General features: G+C 58.6%; 17 protein-coding genes. 2 read left to right on the forward strand and 15 right to left on the reverse strand.

Annotated elements, in window-relative coordinates:
• Positions 1-77: 77 nt before the first annotated feature.
• The 10 genes from IOD17_RS16240 to IOD17_RS16285 all read right to left on the reverse strand — a co-directional run bounded on the left by IOD17_RS16240 (position 78) and on the right by IOD17_RS16285 (position 14,417).
• Positions 78-2,456, reverse strand: coding sequence for an efflux RND transporter permease subunit (locus IOD17_RS16240; protein ID WP_233686082.1), 2,379 nt, complete (start codon positions 2,454-2,456; stop codon positions 78-80).
• 19 nt (positions 2,457-2,475) lie between these two features.
• Complete coding sequence (locus IOD17_RS16245) at positions 2,476-3,567, reverse strand: WD40/YVTN/BNR-like repeat-containing protein (RefSeq protein WP_418904282.1); 1,092 nt, start codon at positions 3,565-3,567, stop codon at positions 2,476-2,478.
• A gap of 195 nt (positions 3,568-3,762) precedes the next feature.
• Positions 3,763-5,133, reverse strand: coding sequence for a DUF1329 domain-containing protein (locus IOD17_RS16250; RefSeq protein ID WP_233686083.1), 1,371 nt, complete (start codon positions 5,131-5,133; stop codon positions 3,763-3,765).
• A 64-nt stretch (positions 5,134-5,197) separates the two neighbouring features.
• Positions 5,198-7,192 carry a DUF1302 domain-containing protein gene (locus tag IOD17_RS16255; RefSeq protein WP_233686084.1) on the reverse strand — a complete coding sequence of 665 codons (1,995 nt, stop codon included), beginning with the start codon at positions 7,190-7,192 and terminating at the stop codon, positions 5,198-5,200.
• Between the two features lie 636 nt (positions 7,193-7,828).
• A complete protein-coding gene (gene pepN, locus IOD17_RS16260) occupies positions 7,829-10,489 on the reverse strand; it encodes an aminopeptidase N (RefSeq protein ID WP_233686085.1) in 2,661 nt (886 codons plus the stop codon).
• Positions 10,490-10,543: 54 nt separating this feature from the next.
• Entirely contained in the window at positions 10,544-11,380 is an 837-nt protein-coding gene (locus tag IOD17_RS16265) for a DUF2797 domain-containing protein (RefSeq protein WP_233686086.1), read from the reverse strand.
• Entirely contained in the window at positions 11,380-11,643 is a 264-nt protein-coding gene (locus IOD17_RS16270) for a YeaC family protein (RefSeq protein WP_233686087.1), read from the reverse strand. The genes IOD17_RS16265 and IOD17_RS16270 overlap by 1 nt, the downstream gene beginning before the upstream one ends.
• 46 nt (positions 11,644-11,689) lie before the next feature.
• The gene (locus tag IOD17_RS16275; protein ID WP_233686088.1) at positions 11,690-12,559 is read right to left on the reverse strand and encodes a rhomboid family intramembrane serine protease; all 870 of its coding nucleotides are present in this window, start codon (positions 12,557-12,559) and stop codon (positions 11,690-11,692) included.
• Positions 12,556-13,530: a metallophosphoesterase gene (locus tag IOD17_RS16280; RefSeq protein ID WP_233686089.1), complete on the reverse strand. Its 975-nt coding sequence runs from the start codon at positions 13,528-13,530 to the stop codon at positions 12,556-12,558. The genes IOD17_RS16275 and IOD17_RS16280 overlap by 4 nt, the downstream gene beginning before the upstream one ends.
• Positions 13,530-14,417, reverse strand: a complete 888-nt coding sequence (locus IOD17_RS16285; protein WP_233686090.1) for an NAD(+) kinase — start codon at positions 14,415-14,417, stop codon at positions 13,530-13,532. The genes IOD17_RS16280 and IOD17_RS16285 overlap by 1 nt, the downstream gene beginning before the upstream one ends.
• Before the next feature lie 97 nt (positions 14,418-14,514).
• Here IOD17_RS16285 and IOD17_RS16290 point away from each other — a divergent pair, with 97 nt between their 5' ends.
• Positions 14,515-15,459 (forward strand): DUF1853 family protein, encoded by a 945-nt coding sequence (locus tag IOD17_RS16290; protein WP_233686091.1) that lies wholly within the window; start codon positions 14,515-14,517, stop codon positions 15,457-15,459.
• A 1-nt stretch (position 15,460) separates the two neighbouring features.
• Here IOD17_RS16290 and IOD17_RS16295 read toward each other — a convergent pair whose 3' ends face one another.
• The 5 genes from IOD17_RS16295 to IOD17_RS16315 all read right to left on the reverse strand — a co-directional run bounded on the left by IOD17_RS16295 (position 15,461) and on the right by IOD17_RS16315 (position 21,712).
• Positions 15,461-16,570 carry a cyclic nucleotide-binding domain-containing protein gene (locus tag IOD17_RS16295; protein ID WP_233686092.1) on the reverse strand — a complete coding sequence of 370 codons (1,110 nt, stop codon included), beginning with the start codon at positions 16,568-16,570 and terminating at the stop codon, positions 15,461-15,463.
• Positions 16,571-16,597: 27 nt separating this feature from the next.
• Positions 16,598-17,545, reverse strand: a complete 948-nt coding sequence (locus tag IOD17_RS16300; protein ID WP_233686093.1) for a 1-aminocyclopropane-1-carboxylate deaminase/D-cysteine desulfhydrase — start codon at positions 17,543-17,545, stop codon at positions 16,598-16,600.
• A gap of 2 nt (positions 17,546-17,547) precedes the next feature.
• Positions 17,548-18,918: a chromosome partitioning protein ParA gene (locus tag IOD17_RS16305; protein ID WP_233686094.1), complete on the reverse strand. Its 1,371-nt coding sequence runs from the start codon at positions 18,916-18,918 to the stop codon at positions 17,548-17,550.
• A gap of 265 nt (positions 18,919-19,183) precedes the next feature.
• The gene (locus tag IOD17_RS16310) at positions 19,184-19,552 is read right to left on the reverse strand and encodes a polyketide cyclase (RefSeq protein WP_108486135.1); all 369 of its coding nucleotides are present in this window, start codon (positions 19,550-19,552) and stop codon (positions 19,184-19,186) included.
• A 126-nt stretch (positions 19,553-19,678) separates the two neighbouring features.
• A complete protein-coding gene (locus tag IOD17_RS16315) occupies positions 19,679-21,712 on the reverse strand; it encodes an NADPH-dependent 2,4-dienoyl-CoA reductase (protein ID WP_233686095.1) in 2,034 nt (677 codons plus the stop codon).
• A gap of 221 nt (positions 21,713-21,933) precedes the next feature.
• Here IOD17_RS16315 and IOD17_RS16320 point away from each other — a divergent pair, with 221 nt between their 5' ends.
• Complete coding sequence (locus IOD17_RS16320; RefSeq protein WP_233686096.1) at positions 21,934-22,971, forward strand: AraC family transcriptional regulator; 1,038 nt, start codon at positions 21,934-21,936, stop codon at positions 22,969-22,971.
• Positions 22,972-23,079 lie beyond the last annotated feature (108 nt).

Consider the following 23,079-nt stretch of genomic DNA (forward strand, 5'->3'; position numbering starts at 1 on the left):
CCTCGGGAATCGCTTCACCGAGGGTTTCTGTTGAGTCATGACTCAGGTGCCCAGGGCACCCGGATCATCGCCTGCGCTTAGTGCGCCAGCAGCGAACCACCTGTCTTGCCAACCAGCTTCTCTGGTTTGATCAGGAAGCGCGCCAGTGCCGGCAGCAGCAGCAAGGCACCGAACATGTTGACGATAAACATGAAGGTCAACATCAGACCCATGTCGGCCTGGAACTTGATAGCCGAGAAGATCCAGGTCGCTACGCCAATCGCCAGGCACAGGCCGGTGAACAGTACCGCCTTACCGGTGGACTTGAGCGTCTGGTAGTAGGCCTCTTGCAACGGCAGGCCAGCACGCAGGAAGCTTTCCAGACGGCTGTAGATGTAAATGCCGTAGTCCACACCAATGCCCACACCGAGCGCGATCACCGGCAACGTCGCAACCTTCATACCGATCCCCAGGAACGCCATCAGCGCGTTACCCAGAATCGAGGTCAGGATCAGCGGCAACACGATGCAGATGGTCGCCGGTACAGAGCGGAAGGTGATCATGCACATCACCGCCACCCAGATATAAACCAGCACCAGAATGGTCAGCTCGGACGTCGAGATCACTTCGTTGGTAGCCGCCTCGATCCCTGCGTTACCAGCGGCCAGACGGAACTCCAGATCATCCTGGTTGTTCACCTTGGCGAACTCCTGCACCGCACTCACCGCACGCTTGAGCGTCTCGGCCTTGTGATCCTCAAGGAACACCAGCACCGGCGCGACCGAGCAATCCGCGTTGTACAGGCCATCAGCCCGGGCAATCGAGTTGTTCAGCACGTCCTGGTTACGTGACAGGGTTTCCCACTTCAGGTTGCCTTCGTTCATCCCCTTGATCATCTGGCGTGACACCGTGACCATGGAAACCGCCGACTGCACGCCTTTGGTGTTTTCCATCTTCCACATCAGCTCGTCCATGGCCGACAGCGTCTTGAAAGCCGAACAGCCTTCAGGTGCTGCCTTGACCATGACCACCAGCACATCCGAACTGGTCGAGTAGTTCTTGATGATGAAGTCGTTGTCCTGGTTGTAACGCGAATCCGGGCGCAACTCAGGTGCGCCCTGATCCAGGTCACCGACCTGCAGGTTGGCCTTCTGATAGAAGAAGCAGCTGACACCGCTCACCAACGCCAGTACCACCATGAACGGCGCCACATTGGGGTGAGCAACGTTGGACAGCAGACGCCACATCGGCTTCTCGGCCGACTCATCCTTCTTGCTGCGATCAATGGCCTTCTTGCTGATGCCCAGGTAGGAAATCGCCACCGGCAGCAGAATCAGGTTGGTGAAAACGATGACCGCCACACCGATCGATGCGCCGATAGCCAGCTCATGGATCACACCAATGTCGATGATCAGCAGGGTGATAAAGCCTACGGCGTCAGCCAGAATCGCGATCATCCCCGGCAGGAACAGCTGGCGGAAAGTGCGCCGTGCCGCCATCAGCGAGTTTTCAGCACCGCTGGATTGCAGGGCAATACCGTTGATCTTCTGCACGCCATGGGAAATACCAATGGCAAAGATCAGGAATGGCACCAGCATGGAATACGGATCGAGGCCAAAACCCACCAGGTTCATCAGGCCCAACTGCCAGCCCACAGCAACCAGCGTGGTAACCAGCACGCCGACGGTACTGCGGATACACCAGCTGAACCAGTACAGCAGGACAAAGGTGATCAGCAGGGCGATGGCAAAGAAGCCCACCACCATCACCAGACCATCGATCAGATCACCAACCTTCTTGGCAAAACCGATGATGTGGATCTGCACATTGGGGTTCTGTGCCTGGTACTTCTCGCGGATCTTCTCTTCCAGCTGGTGGGAGAATTTCTGGTAGTCCAGCTTGATCAGCTTGCCCTGGTCGTTAGGGTCCGGGTAGGACTCCAGCAGTGGCACATCGACGATGCTGGACTTGAAGTTGTTCGCCACCAGACGGCCGACCTGACCGGACTTGAGTACGTTGCTGCGCAACTCCTCAATGCTTTCCGGGCTGCCATCGTAGGTTTGCGGAATCACCTCACCGCCGGCAAAGCCTTCCTCGGTCACTTCGGTCCAGCGCACGCTCGGCGTCCACAGCGACTTCAGACCAGAACGGTCAACACCAGGAATATAGAAGGCCTCGTCGTTGATCTGACGCAGGGTCTCCATGTATTCCTTGGTGAAGATGTCGCCATCTTTGGCTTCTACCGAAATACGTACCGTGTTGCCCAGGTTAGCCAGGTCATTGCGGTGCTCCATCATGTTCTGAATGAACGGATGGCTCAGCGGAATCATTTTTTCGAAGCTGGTCGAAGGACGGATTTGCGTCGCTTGGTAGAACAGGAAAATGCTCACCAGCAAGCAGATCAGAATCACCGCAGGCCGGTTGTTGAAAATCAGGCGCTCAAGAAAGCTCGCCTTGTCCTGGTGATGGTTACTCATCAAACGCTACCCCAGCTTATTATTGTTGGCCAAGACTGGCATCAGTCGGCGCGGAAACATGTACGCCCCCCTGCCCGACGAGGATCAAACGGCCATTGTTATCCATGGCCACACCGGCCAAAGACAAACGATCCGGGCGATTCAGCACGCTGAAACTGCGCCCCTTATCGATGCTGCGCAGCACGCTGCCGCCATGGCCGACAATCACGATGCTGCCATCTTTGAAGACGCTGCCATTGGCCAGGCCGAACTCCAGTTCGCCCTTGTTCGCGGCCTTGAGCGAAATACGCTCCCAGGTGCTACCGAAGTCCGCCGAGCGGAACAGGTGGCCACGCAAGCCATAGACCACCAGGGCACCTGGCTCACCGACACCCAACGCGCCGAACAGCGACCCCTCGTAAGGGCTTTCCAACTGCTCCCAGGTTTGCCCCCAATCCGGCGAGCGGAACATCACACCCTGCTCACCGACGATGAACAGACCGGAATCCTTCACTTCAACAATGGCATTGAGGTGATAAGCGTCTTCGTTGTCCATACGATCGCTGACATCATCCCAGGTCGCGCCACCATCGGTGGTTGCCAGCAAGGCACCATAGGCCCCCACTGCAAAACCGTTGTTGCGATCCTTGAACCAGACGTCCAGCAATGGCGCTTCACGCTCGAGATCTTCGAACTGTTTCACCCAGGTACTGCCGCCGTCACTGCTGGCGAGAATCTGGGCATCATGACCGACAGCCCAACCGTGGCTATCGTCGAGAAAGAAAACGGCAGTCAGCATCTGCTTGGATGGCACGCTGGCCTGACTCCAGCTGTCGCCATTGTCATCGGAGTACAGGATGTGACCACGATCGCCTACGGCAACCAGACGCTTGCCGACACTGACAACATCCAGCAGCAGGCTGTGTTGAGCTTTGGCTGAAGCGACGGACTGAACTTCGGTCTTGGCAGTTTCGGCTTGCACGTGCAAAGGCGCACTGGCGAGCATCAGCATGGACAGCACACTGCACAGCGAAAGCGCTTTAGTCAGTGGCGAGTGAACGCGGAACGCCGGTGTGCGGGACGACCCCACAACATGCCCGGCCTGGGTGCGCCGCATAATGGGCTCACTCATATACCTTCCCCCTTATTCTTATAGGTAGCACTACCCTTATAGCAGTCCACCTATCCTACTGAGCTTTCAAAAGGCCTGACAATCGGTGCGACGTTATGTTTTGTTAAACCAGACCGTCTACCCTGCCCTGTTTGACCCACAAATAGCAAAAGGCCGCTACAACAGTAGCGGCCTTTTGCTCAACCTACACGCGAATTAACGTGTGCCGCGACGGCGCAGAGCAGCTGGCTTGAAGTAGCCATCGTCTGGAACCGGCTGGCTGAAGTCGATGGTACTCGGCTCTTCGTTGTCCAGGTTCTGTACGTGGTAACGACGGGCCTGCAGATCGTGGAAGGTATCCAGCGCAGACCAGGTGGTCGGCAGGTCGTAGTAGTTTTTCAGGTAGGCAATCGAAACGCGCCACAGCTCGCCACGACCGTCGTACTGATCAACCACTGCTGCTTGCCAGCTGTCCTCGTCGAGGAACAGGGTACGCTTGGAGTAGATGTGGCGAGCGCCGGATTTCAGCGTGCCCTCAACGACCCACACGCGGTGCAGTTCGTTACGAGTCACAGCTGGGTTCAGGTGGCCCACTTGCAGCAGGTCCTTGTACTTGACGTCCGGGCTGGTGACTTTGTAGCTGTTGTAAGGAATGTAGATTTCCTTCTTGCCGATCAGCTTCCAGTCATAACGGTCTGGCGAACCGTTGATCATGTCAGTGTCGTCCGCAGTACGCAGGCCGTCAGCGGCAGCAATCGGGGTGTCATAAGCCAGGTTTGGCGCACGGCGCACACGGCGCTGACCGGCGTTGTAGCCCCAAGCCTGACGCGGCTCTTTCACCTGATCCAGAGTCTCGTGCACCAGTACAGCACCACCAGCCAGACGCGCTGGGCTCTTGGTGAAGGACAGGTAGTAGAACATGATGTTGTTCAGGTCGGCTGCAGTCCCTTTCGGGTTGTAGAACTTGAACATGGCTTCCTGCTGCGAAGTCACCAGCGAGTAGCTGCCGTTACGCTGCACAGCCACTTCCGAAGCGCGACGCACGATGTAGGTACCGCGATAACGGGCGATGTGGTTCCACAGCGCTTCTACACCATTTTGCGGAATCGGGAACGGGATGCCGCCGTAGGCGTCAGCAAAACCGTTGCCGCCGTCCAGCAGCTTGGCCGTGGTGGCATTCTTGATGGTGTTGTCATACACCCATTGCGGCGCAGAACCGGAACGACGGGTCTGATAGACCGGCATCTGGTAGCTGTTCGGGTAGGTGTTGAACATGGCGATCTGACCCGGGGTCAGGTTGGCCTTGTACTGATCCAGGTTGGCTTTGGTGATGGTGAACAGCGGCTTGTCATCAGCAAACGGATCAACGTGGTGCTGGCCTGGGGTGGTGTAACCCGCCGGAGCCTTGGTGATACCACCGGTCCACTCCGGGATGGTGCCTGCGGCATTACCAGCCTTCTCGGCACCGAACGGGGTGAGGCTTGCGCCCAACTTGGCTGCTTCTGCAGGCGAAACTGCAGCCAGCGCGCTGCCAGCGGACAGTGCCAGCGCAATGGCGGCACCAATCAGCGTGTGCTTTTTCAGCATCTTGATTCTCCGTGATAAGTCATCAACCGAGTGCCCGCAGGCACTCGATATTTTCTAGTTATGTTTAGAAGGAATACTTGACGTTCAAGCCGATATTGTCGCGGTCACGGCCCGAGTTGCTCTGACCTGCGCCCATAAACTCGGTGTATTGAATTTCAGCTTCCAGGCTGTTCAGGTAGCTGGCGCGCAGACCTACAGTGTAAGCCTTGCGGTCTTCAATAAAGTTACCGGTTTGGTGCGAGTTACCCTGGAAGTCGTGCTTGAAGACAGTGAACGGCGACAGGTTTACGCCAGCGTATACGTCGTTCCAGGTGCCGGACAGTACCAAGGTGTAGCCATAAGAATCAGCAGAAGCACAGTCCTGCTTGGCCATAGCCGCGTCGGTGGAATACGACGTGTTGGCACGACCAGCAATACAACGCTCTCCATTGATGGAATCATATTTCAGACTATCGGCACGAAGATGCTCGGAGGCCAATTCCGCCACACCAAATAAAGAGTCAAAACTTAGAACATTACCAAAGTTATGGATTGCGCCAACAGAAAGATTAAAAGCCTCCAACCGGCGAGAGTTGCTAACTTTAGAATCACGATCTATTTGCTGACCCGCAATAATACCACTACCCTTATTACCATTGAAATTGTTTGCCAGTGTACCACCTTGGAGGACGAAATCGCCAAGCAGGTCGTTAGTAGCAGAAATTCCAACAGGGAGATTCGGTCGATAAGCCATCTCACCAAATACAGAAGTTTCATTGAGAGTGGTATTAAAGCTCAAACCATACATACGGATATCTTCAGCATACTCGCGCTTAGCACGGGTAGACCCCAGCATATCAACAGTAGCAATACCACCAGCAACACGCTGACACGCAACACTCAAACCGCCGCCACCACAGAGAGCCTGCACAGCACCCGAGGTTGTCAAACCGACCAAATTCACACCGTTGTAGCCATTTAGATCCGCGTAAATAGTTGGCTCTTTGGCATGATAATTAACCAAATATGCACCAAACTCTGTCGAATTCAGCTCCTCAGCAATATACTTAAACGACAAACCATACTGCCCATCATTTTTTGCATTTAAATCTTTATCAATGTCAGCAACTTTCAAAATACTACCAAAGGAAGTATTCACACCAGCCTGATAAACACCAGTACCTCTAACCTGCGCCAGAGCCGGACCACCGAAAGCACCATTAGCAATAGCGTTATAAGCGGTTATTGCACCAGAAAGAGCTGTGCCGTCAAAATTATTATATGCAAGATTTCCACCCTCACCAAACAAATCTGTTTCAGAGAAGAAAGTCCCAACCGGATCAATTGCCGACTCTTTCCAGTTGAACTGGTAGAAGGCATCCATGGAAATATTGTCAGTCAGTCCGACGCTAAAGCTCAGCGCCTCAACCGGAACCAGCACTTCTTTAACTTCTGCGCCCGGCAGACGGAACTTACCGGCATCTACCGGGTTAGTGGTGTTTACACCACCACGGTAGAACAGGCCTTCACCCCAGTTGAATACCTGCTTACCGAAGCGCACGCCAACCGGCATATTGGCGATATCCCAGTTGCCGTAAACATAGGCATCGAGGATTTCTGCGTTACGGCCTGCAGAGTGACGAGTGCCACGGGTAAAGCTGTCGTCTTTCGGCACGTTCTGGCTTGGTTGATAAGCCAGGCTGGTGTCGTAGTAGTCATTGCGCTTATCCATGATCTGGGTGTCATAGAAGGCAGTGCCACGCACAAAGGCGCCGTAGTTTTGGTAAGTGACTTCCAGATCGGAAGTCACCTTGAATACTTCAGAAACCAGGCCGGTACCGAAGTTACGGTTACCGTCGTTGGTGTTGATGTCGTTGTTGGTCTTGTCCTGACCCTGTACACGCCAGAGTTGGCCATAGGACACGGTGGTGTCGATGGAGCCGCTGATTTCATCGTCGGCAAAGCTGAATTCCACGGCTTGAGCGTGTGCCGCTACCAGCAGAGGAAGGAGGCCGACAAAAGCAAAACCTGCCTTGGCAGGTGCGAAACGCAATACGGGCTTACGGGACTTAATTTCCATCGAAACGTTACTCCGTGGACAGATCATCTTTTTTGTACCCCAACCACTGGGGCACGTTATGGCCGTACTGATGACGGCCTTAAATGTTGATTGGAAGGCAATCCCCCAACGCGTTTACACGCACCTCACTGTTTGGCATACGCCATGACGAGGTCAAATCGGCTTAACACGTGCAACCATAGTGCCAATTCAAACGAACGTATAAAAAATTCACCACCCACAGAAAGCCAACTATCCATCCACCTTGTGACTGATCATTCAGCAACCAGATAGCGGCATGCAGTGACGGATTTTTCCTTTTTTGTCCTACCATCTGGCGCGATCAGTCACTTTATCGCCGAACGCACGCGCAGATGCTTCAAACAAATTGGCCGAGGTCAAGCCAAGCAGCCCAATCAACATTGCGCAAACTTTACTTACACTTAATCAGGTAACACAAAAAGTGTTACCCGAATGACTCAGGTAACACTTTTACGAAAGAAAACAGCCGAATCAGCCGCCGGTAACCCTATGCCTTGCACATAGTTCGGCTGGATCGGCCTTTAGTGTTAGCAGTGTTGCTCATAAAACAATCAGAACACCTGCTAATACTGCAAAGTGGGTGAAGGGCTCACCCACACTGTTACTGCACAGTTATTAACCAACAAGGCTCTTGCTAACGACTTCATACACGTCGCTGGACAGCTCGCCCGAATCCAGAATGCGCTGCAACTCGGCCTTCATCTGTACCTGACGAGCACTGCCGTATTTGGCCCATCGAGTCAGCGGTGCCAGCAGGCGCGAAGCGATCTGCGGGTTGAGGACATTCAGGGTAATCACCTGATCCGCCAGGAAGCGGTAACCACTGCCATCGGCCTGATGGAAACCCAGCAGGTTCTGCCCGGCAAATGCACCGATCAACGCACGCACCTTGTTCGGGTTCTTCAAGGTAAAGGCCGGGTGCTGCATCAGTTGCTCAACACGCTGCAGCGCCCCCGGCAAGGCGCAGGCAGCCTGCACGCTGAACCACTGATCCATGACCAGTGCATTGTCCTTGAAGAACTCGGCAAAACTGACCAGCGCAGCTGATTTCTCGCTCTCGAATGGGGAATTGACCAGCACAGCCAGAGCGGCCAGACGCTCGGTCATATTGTCGGCGTTCTCGAACTGCTCCAGGCAAGACGCCAATACCTCGGCCTTGCCGCTGAGCATCAGGTAGGACAGCGCAATGTTCTGCAGGCTACGCCGGGCAAAGTGCTCGGCTTCTGCCACATAGGCGCTGGCACGGGACACCTCGCGGTTACGTTGATAACGCTGCCACAGCAAGTCGAACAGCGCCTCCGCCAGTTGCTTGCGAGCAAATTCGCGGGCGGCGTGGATGGCTTCGACATCGGCCACAGCACTGATTTCTGTCAGGTAGGCCTCGCCGGGCAACGAGAGCATCTCGGCGACCATGGCCTGATCCAGCGAATCATCCGCCAGTAGGGTGCGACAGGCCTTAACCAGGCGCTGATCCATCACCAGCGTCTCACCACGTTGATGTTGGCCAATCAGCTCCTGCAGCACCTGCACCGACAATTGCTGCCCCGCTTCCCAGCGGTTAAAGCCATCACTGTCGTGCTGCATCAGGAACATCAGCTGATCACGGCTGTAGGGGAAGCTCAGCTTGATTGGTGCCGAGAAGCCCCGCAGCAAGGACGGCAGCGGCTTTTCCGCCAGATTGACGAAGGTGAAGGCCTGTTCGGCCTCCGTTACCTGGAGCACACGGGAAGTGCCCACTGCGGCGTCTTCACTGACCAATTGCAGCGGCAGTTCACGCCCCTGAGCATCGAGCAAAGCCAGCTCGACCGGGATAACAAACGGCTGTTTATCAGCCTGCCCAGGTGTTGCCGGGCAGCTCTGGCGGAAGTGCAGGCGATAGCTGTTGGCCGCCGCGTCGTAGCTTTCACTGACCTCCAGGCGCGGTGTGCCGGCCTGGCTGTACCAACGCTTGAACTGGGTCAGGTCGATGCCATTGGCCTCTTCCATCGCGCGGATAAAGTCATCACAGGTCACGGCCTGACCATCATGGCGCTCAAAGTACAGATCGCTACCTTTACGGAAGCCCTCGGCACCGACCAGGGTGCGAATCATGCGCACCACTTCCGAGCCTTTCTCGTACACCGTCAGTGTGTAGAAGTTGGAAATTTCCATAAAGGCATCCGGACGCACCGGATGGGCCATGGGGCCGGCATCTTCAGCGAACTGATGAGTGCGCAGGTAGGCCACGTCCTCAATGCGCTTGACCGTGCGCGAGTGCATATCGGCGCTGAACTCGGCATCGCGGAACACGGTGAAGCCTTCCTTGAGCGACAGCTGGAACCAGTCGCGACAGGTCACGCGGTTGCCCGACCAGTTGTGGAAGTACTCGTGGGCCACCACCGCCTCAACGCGCTGGTGCGCGGCGTCGGTAGCCGTCTCAGCCTTGGCCAGTACACAGCTGGAGTTGAAGATATTCAGGCCCTTGTTTTCCATGGCGCCCATGTTGAAGTCGTTGACCGCAACGATCATAAAGATGTCCAGGTCGTATTCACGGCCATAGACCTCTTCATCCCACTTCATGGATTTCTTCAGGCTGTCCATGGCGTGCTGGCATTTGTCGATGTTTTCCGGCTCGACATAAATGCGCAGCCCCACCTCGCGCTGACTCATAGTGGTGAAGCTGTCTTCCACACACCAGAGATCACCGGCGACCAGTGCAAACAGGTAGGCCGGTTTCATAAACGGGTCTTCCCAGGTCGCCCAGTGACGCCCGCCCTCTTCATTGCCGCTGGCAATCGGGTTGCCGTTGGACAGTAGCACCGGGTAGTCATGCTGCGCCGCGCTCAGGGTGGTGGTGAACTTGCTCATCACGTCCGGGCGGTCGAGGTAATAGGTGATTTTGCGGAAGCCCTCGGCCTCGCACTGGGTGCAAAACATGCCGCTGGACTTGTACAGCCCTTCCAGCGCGGTGTTGCTTTCCGGGTGAATGCGCACGCTGCTGTCGATCACGAAACTGTTGCTGGTCGGTTGAAGGGTCAGGTGACTGTCACTCAGCTGGTAATCACCAGCACTCAGCTCGCGGTCATCCAGCGCCACACTGAGCAGTTCAAGCTGCTGGCCATCCAGCACCAGCGGTGGCAATCCAGCACCCGCCGCCGGGTTACGGCGCATCACCAGTTGTGCATGCACCAAAGTGTGGTCCTCGAACAACTCGAAGGTCAGGTGCGTTTCATCAATCAGATAATCCGGGGCCTGGTAGTCCTTGAGGTAGATCATCTTCGGTTGTTCGGTGCGCATGGCTTGTGGCCCTTTGTCTGCGGCGCGCGGGCGCCGGGTTCGCGAATAAGTAACTCAGGCGGCCAGTTCGTGGACGGCCAACTGGTAAGCGGTGTATTTGCGGATATTGATCACGCCGGTGTCGAACATCAGGTACTGGCCCTTGATACCCAGCAGTGTGCCTTCGGCCAGCGGACTCTTGTCCAGATTGAAGCTGGTGATCTTCGCCGGATAGGCCTCAATCGGATAGCTGATCTGCACCACCGGCTGATCACTGAGCGGCTGAATGGCCTGGATGCCAAAACGTTGCTGCAACTCAGTCAGGCCAGTACCGCATGTGGCAAACAGCTGCTCACGTACGGCCAGCAGATCGACTGGCGAGGCGTCGCCCTTGAGCAGCGCACGCCAGTTGGTTTTATCCGCCACCTGGCTGCGCAGCAGGTCTTCAACAAAGCCGGACTGCTGACGGGTGGCGACGCGCAGAATCGGCAGCGCTTGCGTCGCGCCCTGGTCGATCCAGCGTGTAGGAATTTGCGTGGCGCGGGTGATGCCCACCTTGATGCCACTGGAGTTGGCCAGGTAGACCACATGATCGGTCATGCAGAACTGCTCGCCCCAGCTCGGCTCGCGGCAGGTACCGGCCTCATAGTGGCAACGCTCCGGGCTCATGATGCAGACGTCGCACTGTGCCAGCTTCTGCATGCAGGGGTAGCAGTAACCCTGACTGAAACTGCTTTTGGTCTTGCGTCCACAGTGGGTGCAATGAATTGCACCCAGGTATTCCAGGCGCAGGGTCTTGCCGATCAGCGGGTTGACCGGCAACAGCTCATCGCCCAGGCGAAAGCTGTACTGCACCGGCGCATCCAACTGCGCCGCCATTTTGCTCAGGGCACCACGGGCCAACTCGCTCATCAGTGCAGGGTATCCGAGGACTTGAACAACAGATTGGGGATCGGCTCGGACTTGGAGCTGCATTCCTGCGGGCCCATGTAACCAATGCGCTCTTCTTCCGGCAGATTCTGGATTTCCCAGGCAATCAAGGCCTGCAACGTCAGCTCTTTCTGCTCCTGAGTCAGCTTGCGGCCATCCGGCCATTTGCCGATTTCCACGGCCAGTTTGAGGTTCTGATAAATCTCAGGGGTGATGTTTTCAATCGCTTCGAGAAAGGACGACATACGCGCCTCCAAATGCAAAGTGGCAGTTTACCAGCCTGTAGAAGAACTAACTGTTTCGCCGACGCGCCAGTGCACCACCGAGCAGCCCGCTCAGGCAACCGGCGAGCAGGCCGCCGACGTGCGCAGCATTGGCAATTGCGCCGAATTGCAGCAGCTCAAAGATGCCAGTCATACAAATCAACAGCCAGGCCAGCATCATCACCAATACTCCTGGCGGCAAACGGTATGCTGGGGTTGGCGCCAGGCGCTGGAAGATCCAGCAATGCCCGAGCAGGCCATACAGCACCCCAGACAGGCCACCAAACAGCGAAGGACCGGCGTGCAGGTATTGGGCGAAACTGGCCGCGAGGCTAAACAGCAGGGTCAGGCCCAACAGCATTACAGCACCCTGACGCGCCTCAATCCGCCGACCCAGCTCCCAGTACCAGAGGGTGTTCATCGCCAGATGAAGGATGCCAAAGTGAATCAGCATCGGCGTCAGCAGCCGCCACCATTGGCCGCTGGCCAGTGTGTCGTTCAGGTAGCTGAAGTAGATGTAATCGCCCTGCACGCGGTAGTCGACAAAGCTGAGCCAGCTGACCGTCGCCAGGTTATCGCCGAGCAAGGTGATAGCGGCTGCAATAAAGGTCAGCAACAGTACAGCAGCCGTCATGCGACTGGCTTTCAGCTGCTGGACAAAGCCCGGAGCGGCCTCTGCAGAAGCCGGTGACGGCTCAAGCACCACCCCGGCATCGCCCTGCGGGTAGCGCCCATAGAGTTCGCGCACTTGTTCGGCCAGTTGCTCGCCAGGCACCCAGAGCACTTGCTCGCCCGCTTCCTCCGCAACCCGGTGCGGCACCTGCAAACGCTGCAACAAACTAATAAAACCCGTCAGATCAACATGCTCAGGCAAACGCATTGCCGCGACAGCAGTCATGGCCGCGCCTCCGGGCTGTCGACATCAACCCAGACAAACTTGCTGGCATCCAGACGCGTTTCCTGGTCGAGGCGATAGGCCACCAGTTTGCCGTTAAGCACGGCGCTGTAGTCCAGACAGGCCAGGTTGCTGCGAATCGGTGCGGGTTTACCACTGCGCCAATAATGCCCCACAAACAGTAGCGGTTGATCGGCGCCGTATTTGAGCAACTCGCCCTTCTGCATTTCACTCAATGGCATCTGCGCTGCCAGCTCTGGTAGCGCATCGGGCTGGAAGACGATATCACCGTAGGTCTGCGGATCCTCTTCCCAGAACTTGGTGCGAAAGTGCGCGCGGGTAAAACCGTCATCACTGGTCAGGGTCATGCCATGCGGCAGGCGCATATCAGTGCCACGCAGCAGGCGATCCAGCGCGGTATTGGCAAAGCTGCCATGCACAGCCGCGGCCTGGAGAAAATGCTCATCGATACAGCCATCGGCAAACTGCGCACGCAGCGGCTCGATCAGGCTGTCATCCCAGCAGGCGTGCACCACGCGGAAACGCCCGGCATCGATAAACAGCGGCAACTCGTAGAACCAGTCAAGAAACGCCTGCCACTCCGCCGGGTAGGCATCAAACTGCTCCAGGGTTTCCTTGATCAGCCGCGCATGCCGTGGCGTGTGCTCACGGACAAACTGTCGACCGCTGCCCGGTGCCGCCGGAGTGCTCCAGCCCAGGGCATTGAACTCGTGATTGCCCATGATGCACAGCGCTTGCCCGGCGTTGACCATGTCACGCACCAGGTGCAGCGTCTCGCGAATCCGCGGGCCGCGGTCAACCAGATCACCGAGGAAGATCACCATGCGCTGCGGATGTCGCCAAACACCGGCCTGTAACCGATAACCCAGGGTGCTCAGCAGGCGCTCCAGCGTTTTCGCGCAGCCGTGAATATCACCGATCAGGTCGTAACCACGAGCGGGATCGAGGTGCATCAATCCCCTCCTCCAAGCCGGCTACCCCAGCCGAGCTTGGTCCGGCAGACCTCGTAGTAGTTGTGATCCAGCGGGTGAATCAGGCGCAGCTTCTGCGGCCGCTTGGCCACCGTGATGGTGTCTCCCGGCGCACAGGTGAAGTGGTTCTGCCCGTCACAGGAAACCAGCGGGTAAATCTGCAGGTCCTTGGAGACGACGATTTTCAGCTCGCTGTTGGCATCCACCACAATCGGCCGGCTGGACAGGGTGTGCGGGTACATCGGCACGATGACGATGGCGTCCAGCTTGGGGTGCATGATCGGGCCGCCAGCCGACAGCGCATAGGCGGTAGAACCGGTCGGCGTGGCGATAATCAGACCGTCGGCCTTCTGGCTGCAAACGAACTGGCCGTCGATGTACAGCTCAAACTCGATCATCTTGGTGGATTTGCCAGGGTGCAGCACCACATCATTGAGTGCATCGCCCTGGCCAATGGCTTCGTCATTGCGCCGCACCTCGGCTTCCAGCAGAAAGCGGTTCTCGGTCAGGTAATGCCCTTCGAGCACCTGCGCAACCTTCACTTCCAGCTCATCGGGGCGAATATCGGTCAGAAAGCCCAGACTGCCCCGGTTGATCCCCAGCACCGGCACCTTGTGCCGCGCCAGAGCACGGGCAGCGCCCAGCATGCTGCCGTCGCCACCGACGACGATCACCAGGTCACAGACTTCACCGAGAATTTTGCGCGACGAGGTCTGCAAACCGTGACCTGGTAGCACTTCAGCGATGGTGTCCTCGAGGATCACATGCAGATGACGAGCGAGCAGAAATTTCTTCAGCCGGCGAATGGTGTCGAGAACCTGGGTGCTGCCCAGTCGACCGATGATGCCGATATTACGAAATTGCTCCATGGTGCTCCCGCCAGGCTCTGGATCTAGAGGCCCAGATTATGGGCGAAAGCCCATGGCAGCGGCAAACCGTAGGCCGGCTCTGCGCTATGCTCGCCACATGACGCCTTTTCCTTCACTCACTGACCTGCCCTCGCAACTGTGCCAACCTGCCGTGCGCGACCTGGCCTGGGCGCTGCTTTCACCGCCCTTGCTGGCGCAGACTGCCTGGCCACAGCGTTACCCGCTTAAAGCCAGTAGCTGGAGCCAACAACCGGGGGGGCTGGCTGACTGGTTACTGAGCCTGGACACAGACAGCCAACCCCTGCAGCAATGGTTGAGCCAAAGCTCGGTGCGCCGTTTGGGGTTGTACTACGAACGCCTCTGGCAGTTCGCTCTGCATGCCGCGCCGGGTATCGAGGTGTTGGCGGCCAACCTGCCCATCCGCCAGCAAGGTCACACCCTGGGTGAGCTGGATATGCTGCTGCGTGACGAAGAAGGCGTGCACCACCTTGAACTGGCGATCAAGCTCTATCTAGGACAACAGCAGGCCAGCGGTAATGATCTGTCGAACTGGCTCGGCCCGGGCAGTCACGACCGCCTGGACCTCAAACTGGCGCACCTGGGCCAGCATCAGTTGCCACTATCAGCCCGCCCCGAAGCCCAGCAGCGGCTGGCGGAACTGAATATCCAACGCCCCCAGGCAGCGTTGTGGCTTGGCGGTTACCTGTTCTCACCCTGGCAGCAGCCCTACACCACCCCCCTGGCCGGCAATCCCGCGCACCTGCGTGGGCGCTGGTTGCATCGCGCCGACTGGGTGCACTTTGCCGCGCAGCACGACGGCCATTGGCAGCCGTTGGAGCGGCATGCCTGGCTGGCGCCCGCACGTATCGAAGAAGCACAACGATGGTCGCGCGAGGCGTTCACGCAATGGTTGGCGACGCTGCCTGCAGACGCCAACGCGCAGCTGCTCGTACGCTTGGTCGAAAGTTCGGAGCACAGCTGGCAGGAAGCTGAACGGGTGTTTCTGGTCAATGACCATTGGCCGACGCAGCCGGCCAGCTAGTTCAGCGGCTACGCTCGGTGCGGCCACCAGAGCGTGCCAGGTAGCCCGAGCCGCTTTCGCACAGTAATGCATCACGCTGCACCGCCGGCAAAGCATCCACTCCATCGCGCAGGGCATAGGCGCTGTACCCCAGCTGCGACAGCAGAAACACGGCGCTGCTGCTGCGCTTGCCGCTGTCGCAGTAGCACAGGTAGGTGCGCTGTTTGTCGAGCAAGCGGGCCTTCAGGCGCAGCAACTGCAAGGGCATATTCAACGATTGCAGCGCATGGGCACGCTCGTATTCATCCTGCAGGCGCACATCCAGCCATTGCGCCCCCGCAGCCAGCAAACGCGAGGCCTCACCCAGCGACACCTCATCGACCACTGGAGCCTTGAGCAAGGCGAAGAAATCCTGACGATCAAGACGCAGCACCGTACCGTCTTCCAGCATGGTGACCGTGGCATTGCGCGGGCTGTCGGCCAGCAGGGCTTCTTCACCAAAACAGGCGCCGATCTCCAGTTCAGCCAACACCTGCTGAGCACTGCCGGCACCACGAATCACTTCGGCACGACCGTTCTTCAGGAAGTAGCAACTGTCGCCCGCGCCACCCTCCTGCAACACAGTGCTGCCTGCCGGCAACTCGATGCGCTGCAAGCGTTCGAGCATCGCACGCACATTGGAAGGCGGGACCTTGGCAAACAGCGGGTTTTCCAACAGCCGCTCCAACCACTCGACTTCCTCATGGTTCTGCCCCAGTTCCAGCAGCAGGTCCTGATAGGCCAGACGCCAGGTCAGCAGACGGTTGAGGGTCGCAGTATCCAGCGCCAACACGCTGACATCGGTCAGCGCCCGCGCTTCATGCAGGCGCGGCAAACTTGGCGACAACGGGTGGCAGCTGGCTTCACTGCCAGCCTGCAAGCGCTGCTCCTGGCCATCAACCGACTGCAGCAGCAATTCACCCGCCAGCAGATAATACGTCAGGCGGGCCTGATCCCCGGGCCGAAACAGCAACTGCCCCGCCAGCAAAGGCTGCGGAATCAATTGTGCACGCAGCTCACGCCATTGCTGCTCTGACAGCACATTGAGTGGCGTCAGGCTGCGTAGCTGCTCGGGGTTAAGGGGTTCGCTCATGGAATATCCAGGCTCCGCTGGTGGAATTCAGTGTAGCCGCGTTACGTCTGTGTGCTGCAACAACGCCGCTGCCCGGCCCTGCAAGCCGCCAGTATGGACGAACACCAGGCGGCTGCCGCGAGCAAAGTAACCGGCCTCGACCTGCTGGCGCAACGCCATTAATGCCTTGGCGGTATACAGTGGTTCCAACGCTATACCGCTGGCGAGCTCACTGGCCTGCATAAAAGCCAGCAAAGCGTCATCTACCCGCGCGAAGCCGCCTCGGCAGGCGTCATGCAGGTGGTAGCGCCCTACCGCCTGCCCGGCCGCCTGCACAATGGCCTGCACCTGCTGTTCGACACCATGATCGGCCGGCACGGCCAAGGCCGCATGCACGGGTCGCGCAGCTGCCTCCCCCAGTAGCAGGCCGGCCAGGGTGGTTCCGGTTCCGGCCGCCAGCCACCATGCGTCATAGTCATCCCAACCCAGAGCGGGCAACTGCTCGCGCACCTGCTGTACCAGGCACATGCAACCCAACGCGCCCGACAGGCCACCACCACCTTCCGGCAGCGTATAGAAATGTGGGTATTGCGCCTGCCAGGGCAACCAGAAGTCGGCCGCATGCCGAGCGCGATAACCGGCATAACCCAACCAATGCAGCTGCATACCAAATGCCTGCAGGTCACTGACCGTTGGTGTTTGTTGCGGATGGCCGCGCAACAGTCCGACCGTGTTAAATGCAAAGCGCTTACCGGCGGCAGCCAGAGCATGCAGATGGTTGGAATGAGCGCCGCCCAGGCTGATCACGCCGGCAGCATCACTGGCCTGAGCAGCCGCCAGATGCTGGGACAGCTTGAACCACTTATTGCCGCTGATCAGCGGGTCCAGCAGATCCAGACGCAGTACCGCCAGCTCAACCCCGGCGGCCTGAGCCCAGTCCAGCGGCAATGGCTGCAAAGGCGCACGGGGCGCCCAGTCAGGCAGGACGACAGGCAAGGTTAACTGACAGTACGCAAACGGCTACTGGCCTTGTGCCGTGCACAGCAGTTGGATTCACCCAGGGCAAAGCGGCTGGGCGTGTCGATGCGGTCAATCGGGATGGCGCAGCGCTCGCCACTGGGCAGCAGCGCCTCACAACTGGGCTGCTGATAATGCGCCAGCCAGTGCCGGTATTGCTCTTCACTGACAAAACACTTGGCCGCGGCATAGGCCAACGGGTTGTCCTGATAGGTGGCGATATCCTGCAGTGGAATGGTCAAGTGACCGGCGCCTGGGTGGTAGACCACAAACACCACGCCGAGCTTGGCCAGACGCTCGAGAATCTGGTCGCCGCCCTGGCTGACCAGTTCGGTGTAGGCGCGTTTGAGCCGGTTGATCTCTTGCAGCGCCTGGGTGTCCTGCTCGCCACGGTAGGCCAGTTCGACGTCACGGATGGCAATCTGCTCTTTGTACTCAGCCACGGCAGCGGCAATCTTGGCCTGCATCTCGCTCTCGAACTGCGCACGCAGGCTATCCGTTTCACTGCGCCCATCACGCTCCAGCTCGCGCAGTTGTGCGGTCATTTCCTCGCGGGAACTCTGAAAACTGGCGGCCTGCGCGGCCAGCTGGGCCTTCAGTGCCGCGTTGTGTTCTTCCTGTTGGCGTAAGGCCTGATGCAGGCCATGAATCTGCGCCTGCAGATTCTTGCTCTGTTCATCACTGGTCAGTTTGAACTTGGCCAGTTCTTCCTCGTGCTGCTGGGTCAGACTGCTGATCCGCAGACGCTGCTGCTTAATCAGCTGCGCCGTTTTCAGGCGATGCTCCTGATCGAGCTTGTCACTCGCCTTGACGGCTTCTTCCTGGGCCGCATCGGGGGCATACCACTTGTCTTCGGAGGCCATCTGCAGGCGCTCGGGGGCCACTGCCTGCGGCGCGTCTTCTTCGACCAGCAGCCCCAGGCTATTACGCTTGACCACATCACGCAGCAGAGCCAGGTCATTGTTGCCGGGCGTCAGACTTGGATCCCAGAGGTGCATCTGATGCCAGGACACCGGGCACTGGCTACGGCAGGCCAGACGAATCGGCCCAGCACCCAGATCAGGACCGCGGCCAGCGCGTTCGGCCAAATGTTGCAAGGGGATATTCCAGCCAGAGTCCGGAGCGCCCTTCTCGTCGAAATCCAGGTAGAAAAACACCAGCGCCTTGATCAACAGGCGTGGGTTGATCAGCGCGTAAGCCACACGCATCTGCTGGTCAGCGAACTCCGGCATGTTCACCACACCGTCGAGCAGCGCTTCAAACTCGGGGAAGAACATTTGCTTGCAGATGCCGCCACGCTCACTGAAGAACAGTACGGCCTCGACCATCTGCGGCTTGTTCTGCATGCTCATCGGTTTTCCTCTAGGCCGAAACGGGACGCTCCGCTCAGCGCGTGGCAGGTCGTGCGTATGCTGCGCAAAAATTGGCGCACATGGCAAGACTGCCAACATTCTGACGGGTTAAGCAAGGCCCGTAGCGCAGGCAATGCACCCTTGTTCAGGCAAGTCTAGGGGAAAAACCAAGCCCAGCAATGTGACTGGGTTGGCAGTCGCCCTGCCCGCCGGCCGCGAAAAACCGGGCGACAGGGCGAAACTGTGATGGATTTGGTGCAACGCGTCAGGCTTTGGCAGCCGCCAGAAAAGGTGCCAGACGCCGGCCCATTTCGTCACCCAAGGCTTGCAGGCCGCTCATGGGACGAACCATCACCTCAAAATCAACAATCTTGCCGCTTTCATCAAAGCGGATCATGTCGATACCCTTGAGTTCGCGCTCGCCCACCTTGGCACTGAACTCCAGCACCACGTTGAGGCCATCGGCACTGGCCAACTCGCGGTGGTAAGCAAAATCGACAAATACCTTGCTCACCGTATTCAGAATCAGCGACACCACGGGCGCACCGGCATAAGGCTTGTAAGCCATGGGCGAGCGAAACACCGCCTGCGGGTGCAACAGTTCTGGCAATGGACTCAGGTCATTGTTCTGCATCAGGGTATGCCAGCGCGCCAGCGTGGCAGCGGCGGCCGGTTGCAGTTGAGCATTCTCAGTCACGGGCTTCTCCTTGTTGTTGTGAGCCACATGCAAAACGCCCCGCACAAGGCGGGGCGTCGGTTATCAGAGTTCGGCAGCGAGGCGCGAGCCCTGGTTGATGGCACGCTTGGCATCCAGCTCGCTGGCGACATCCGCGCCACCAATCAGGTGTACAACCTGGCCAGCGTTTTCCAGACCTTCCTGCAGTTCACGCAGCGGATCCTGACCTGCGCAGACGATCACGGTGTCCACCGGCAATACCTGCGGCTCGCCGCCGGCGATGCTGATATGCAGGCCGGCGTCGTCGACCTTGAGGTACTCGACCGAGTTGAGCATCTGCACGTTCTTGTTCTTCAGACCAGTACGGTGAATCCAACCAGTGGTCTTGCCCAGACCATCGCCGACCTTGGTTTTCTTGCGTTGCAGCAGGAACACTTCGCGCGCCGCCGGGTGCGGATGGGCCTCTACGCCCGCCACGCCGCCGCGAGCCTCAAGCGCGGTGTCGATGCCCCACTCTTTCCAGAACTCGTCGCGATTGAGACTGGTCGCCTCGCCTTGATGAGTGATGAACTCGGAAACGTCGAAGCCAATGCCGCCCGCGCCAATCACCGCCACTTTCTGGCCGACTGGCTTGCGCTGCAGAATGGCATCCAGGTAGCCGATCACCTTGGCGTGCTCGATGCCCGGAATAGCCGGGGTGCGCGGAGCAATACCGGTGGCCAGGATAATTTCGTCGTAGCCGCCCTTGGCCAGATCATCGACCGATACACGGGTATTCAGGCGCAGATCGACACCGGTGGTTTCCAGCTTGCGTTTGAAGTAGCGCAAGGTTTCATAAAACTCTTCCTTGCCCGGCACACGCTTGGCCACGTTGAACTGACCGCCGATTTCGCTGGCCGAATCAAACAGCGTCACGCTGTGGCCACGCTCGGCGGCTACGGTGGCAGCAGACAGACCCGCCGGGCCTGCGCCGACCACAGCAATCTTCTTCACAGCAGCGGTCGGGATGTAATTCAGTTCGGTCTCATGGCAGGCACGCGGGTTGACCAGGCAGCTGGTCAGCTTGCCGCCAAAGGTGTGGTCCAGGCAGGCCTGGTTGCAGCCGATGCAGGTGTTGATCTCGTCACTGCGACCGGCAGCGGCCTTGTTGACGAAATCCGGGTCGGCGAGGAATGGACGAGCCATGGAGACCATGTCAGCGTCGCCTTCGGCCAGGACCTGCTCAGCCACTTCCGGGGTATTGATGCGGTTGGTGGTGATCAGCGGAATACCGACTTCGCCACGCAGCTTGGCGGTGACCTTGGTGAACGCGGCGCGCGGCACTTTGGTAGCGATGGTCGGAATACGCGCTTCGTGCCAGCCGATACCGGTGTTGATCAGGGTCGCGCCAGCCTTCTCGATGGCCTTGGCCAGCAGGACGATTTCGTCCCAGGTGCTGCCGCCTTCGACCAGATCAAGCATCGACAGGCGGTAGATGATGATGAAGTTCGGGCCGACGGCCTCACGCACGCGGCGAACGATCTCCACCGGCAGGCGCATGCGGTTTTCGTAGCTGCCACCCCAACGGTCAGTGCGCTGGTTGGTGTGGGCCGCGAGGAACTGGTTAATGAAATAACCTTCCGAGCCCATGATCTCCACGCCGTCGTATTCAGCCTGCTGGGCCAGCACGGAGCAGTTGATGAAATCCTGGATCTGCTTCTCGATACCTTCCTCGTCCAGCTCTTTGGGCTTGAACGGGTTGATCGGTGCCTGGATGGCGCTTGGCGCTACCGATTTCGGACTGTAGGCATAGCGGCCGGCGTGAAGGATCTGCATGCAGATCTTGCCGTCCGCAGCATGCACGGCGCGGGTAACAATCTTGTGCTTTTCCGCTTCTTCCGGGGTGCTCAGCTTGGCTGCACCGGAATACACCCCGCCTTCCTCGTTCGGACCGATACCGCCCGTCACCATCAAGCCAACACCGCCACGGGCACGCTCGGCAAAGTAAGCCGCCATGCGCTCAAAACCATTCGGCTTTTCTTCCAGCCCGGTGTGCATCGAACCCATCAGGGTACGGTTCTTCAGCGTGGTGAAGCCCAGATCGAGCGGGGCCAGCAGGTGGGGGTACTGAGCAGTCATGAAAATCTCCACATCGGGTATTGGCTGTTCACGGGAATGCCGCAACCTCTTGCTGGGTGCGGTCGATAGGGTCTAGACGATAATCAGCCGAGCCGAACGCCTCAATGACTCAAAATTACAACTTATTGATCATAAATAGCAGCGCAGCTTGGCAAAGCCCAGGCACTTGCCTACCCTGGCGCCACCGCACTACCTGAGCAAGACAAGGGCAAAGCCAGGCGATGAAAACCACACGGGTCAAACTGGGCGATCTTTCCGTTGGCTTTGTCGACAACCTGGCTGATGCCATGCGCCACTGCGGACACAACCCACAGCCCTTGCTCGACAGCTACGGCCTGGATGCCGCACGCCTGGCCGAACCGCGCGCCCGACTGTCGATCCCGCGTTATATGCGCCTGGGCCATACCGCCATCCAGCAATGCAATCAGCCCGGACTCGGCCTGCTGATGGGCCAGGCCAGCCGCCTGAGCCAGGTCGGCCTCGCCGGCGTAACCGCAGCGCAAGCGCCGACTGTGCGCGAGGCAGCACGCGCACTGATCCGCTTCGAACCCCTGTATGCCGCCAATTACCGCGGCCAGTCGAGCCTGCACGAAGATCATCAGGGCGCCTGGCTGCGCTTCTATTCGATCAGCCCGTATAACGCCTACAACCGCTTCGTGGTCGATTCGGTATTGGCCAGTTGGACGCAGCAGTTGAGCCGGCTGGCGCAACAGCCCCTGCCGGTGGAGAAAGTGCAGATTGAATTTCCCGCGCCAGATTACGCGGCGCAGTACGGCGAATTGTTCGCCTGCCCGGTGGAGTTTGCCAGCGAGCATAACCAGCTGCGCCTGAGCCAGCAGAGCCTGAACCTGCGCAACCCGGAGCACTGCCCGAGCACCTGGCGGCACCTACTGGAAATCTGTGAACGGGAACTGACGCAACTGACCCGCACGCGCAACCTGCGCGAGCGCATTACTCAGCTGCTCGGCCCGCTGCTGCATGGCCGCGAGCCGGACTTGGCGGAAGTGGCTGCACGCCTGCAGCTACCGACCTGGACCCTGCGGCGCAAACTGGCCGAAGAAGGCACGCAGTTTCGCAGCATCCTCAACGACACTCGCCGCGACCTGGCCATGGCCTATATCCGTGACACCGAACTGGCCTTTGGTGAAATCGCCTACCTGCTCGGCTTTGCCTCGGCAGAAGCCTTCCAGCGCGCGTTTAAACGCTGGAACCAGAAAACCCCGGGCGAGTATCGCCGCGAACAACGTCGGGAACTCTAGCCGCGCATAACGGATCAGAGCTCGGTGGCGTCTTCGTCACGCTCCGGCACATCCTGCTCGGTGGCACGAGCTTCCAGCAGCTCTTCTTGATAATCGTCCATTGCCTGT

Source organism: Pseudomonas anguilliseptica (assembly GCF_021375795.1).
Lineage (GTDB): Bacteria > Pseudomonadota > Gammaproteobacteria > Pseudomonadales > Pseudomonadaceae > Aquipseudomonas > Aquipseudomonas anguilliseptica_A.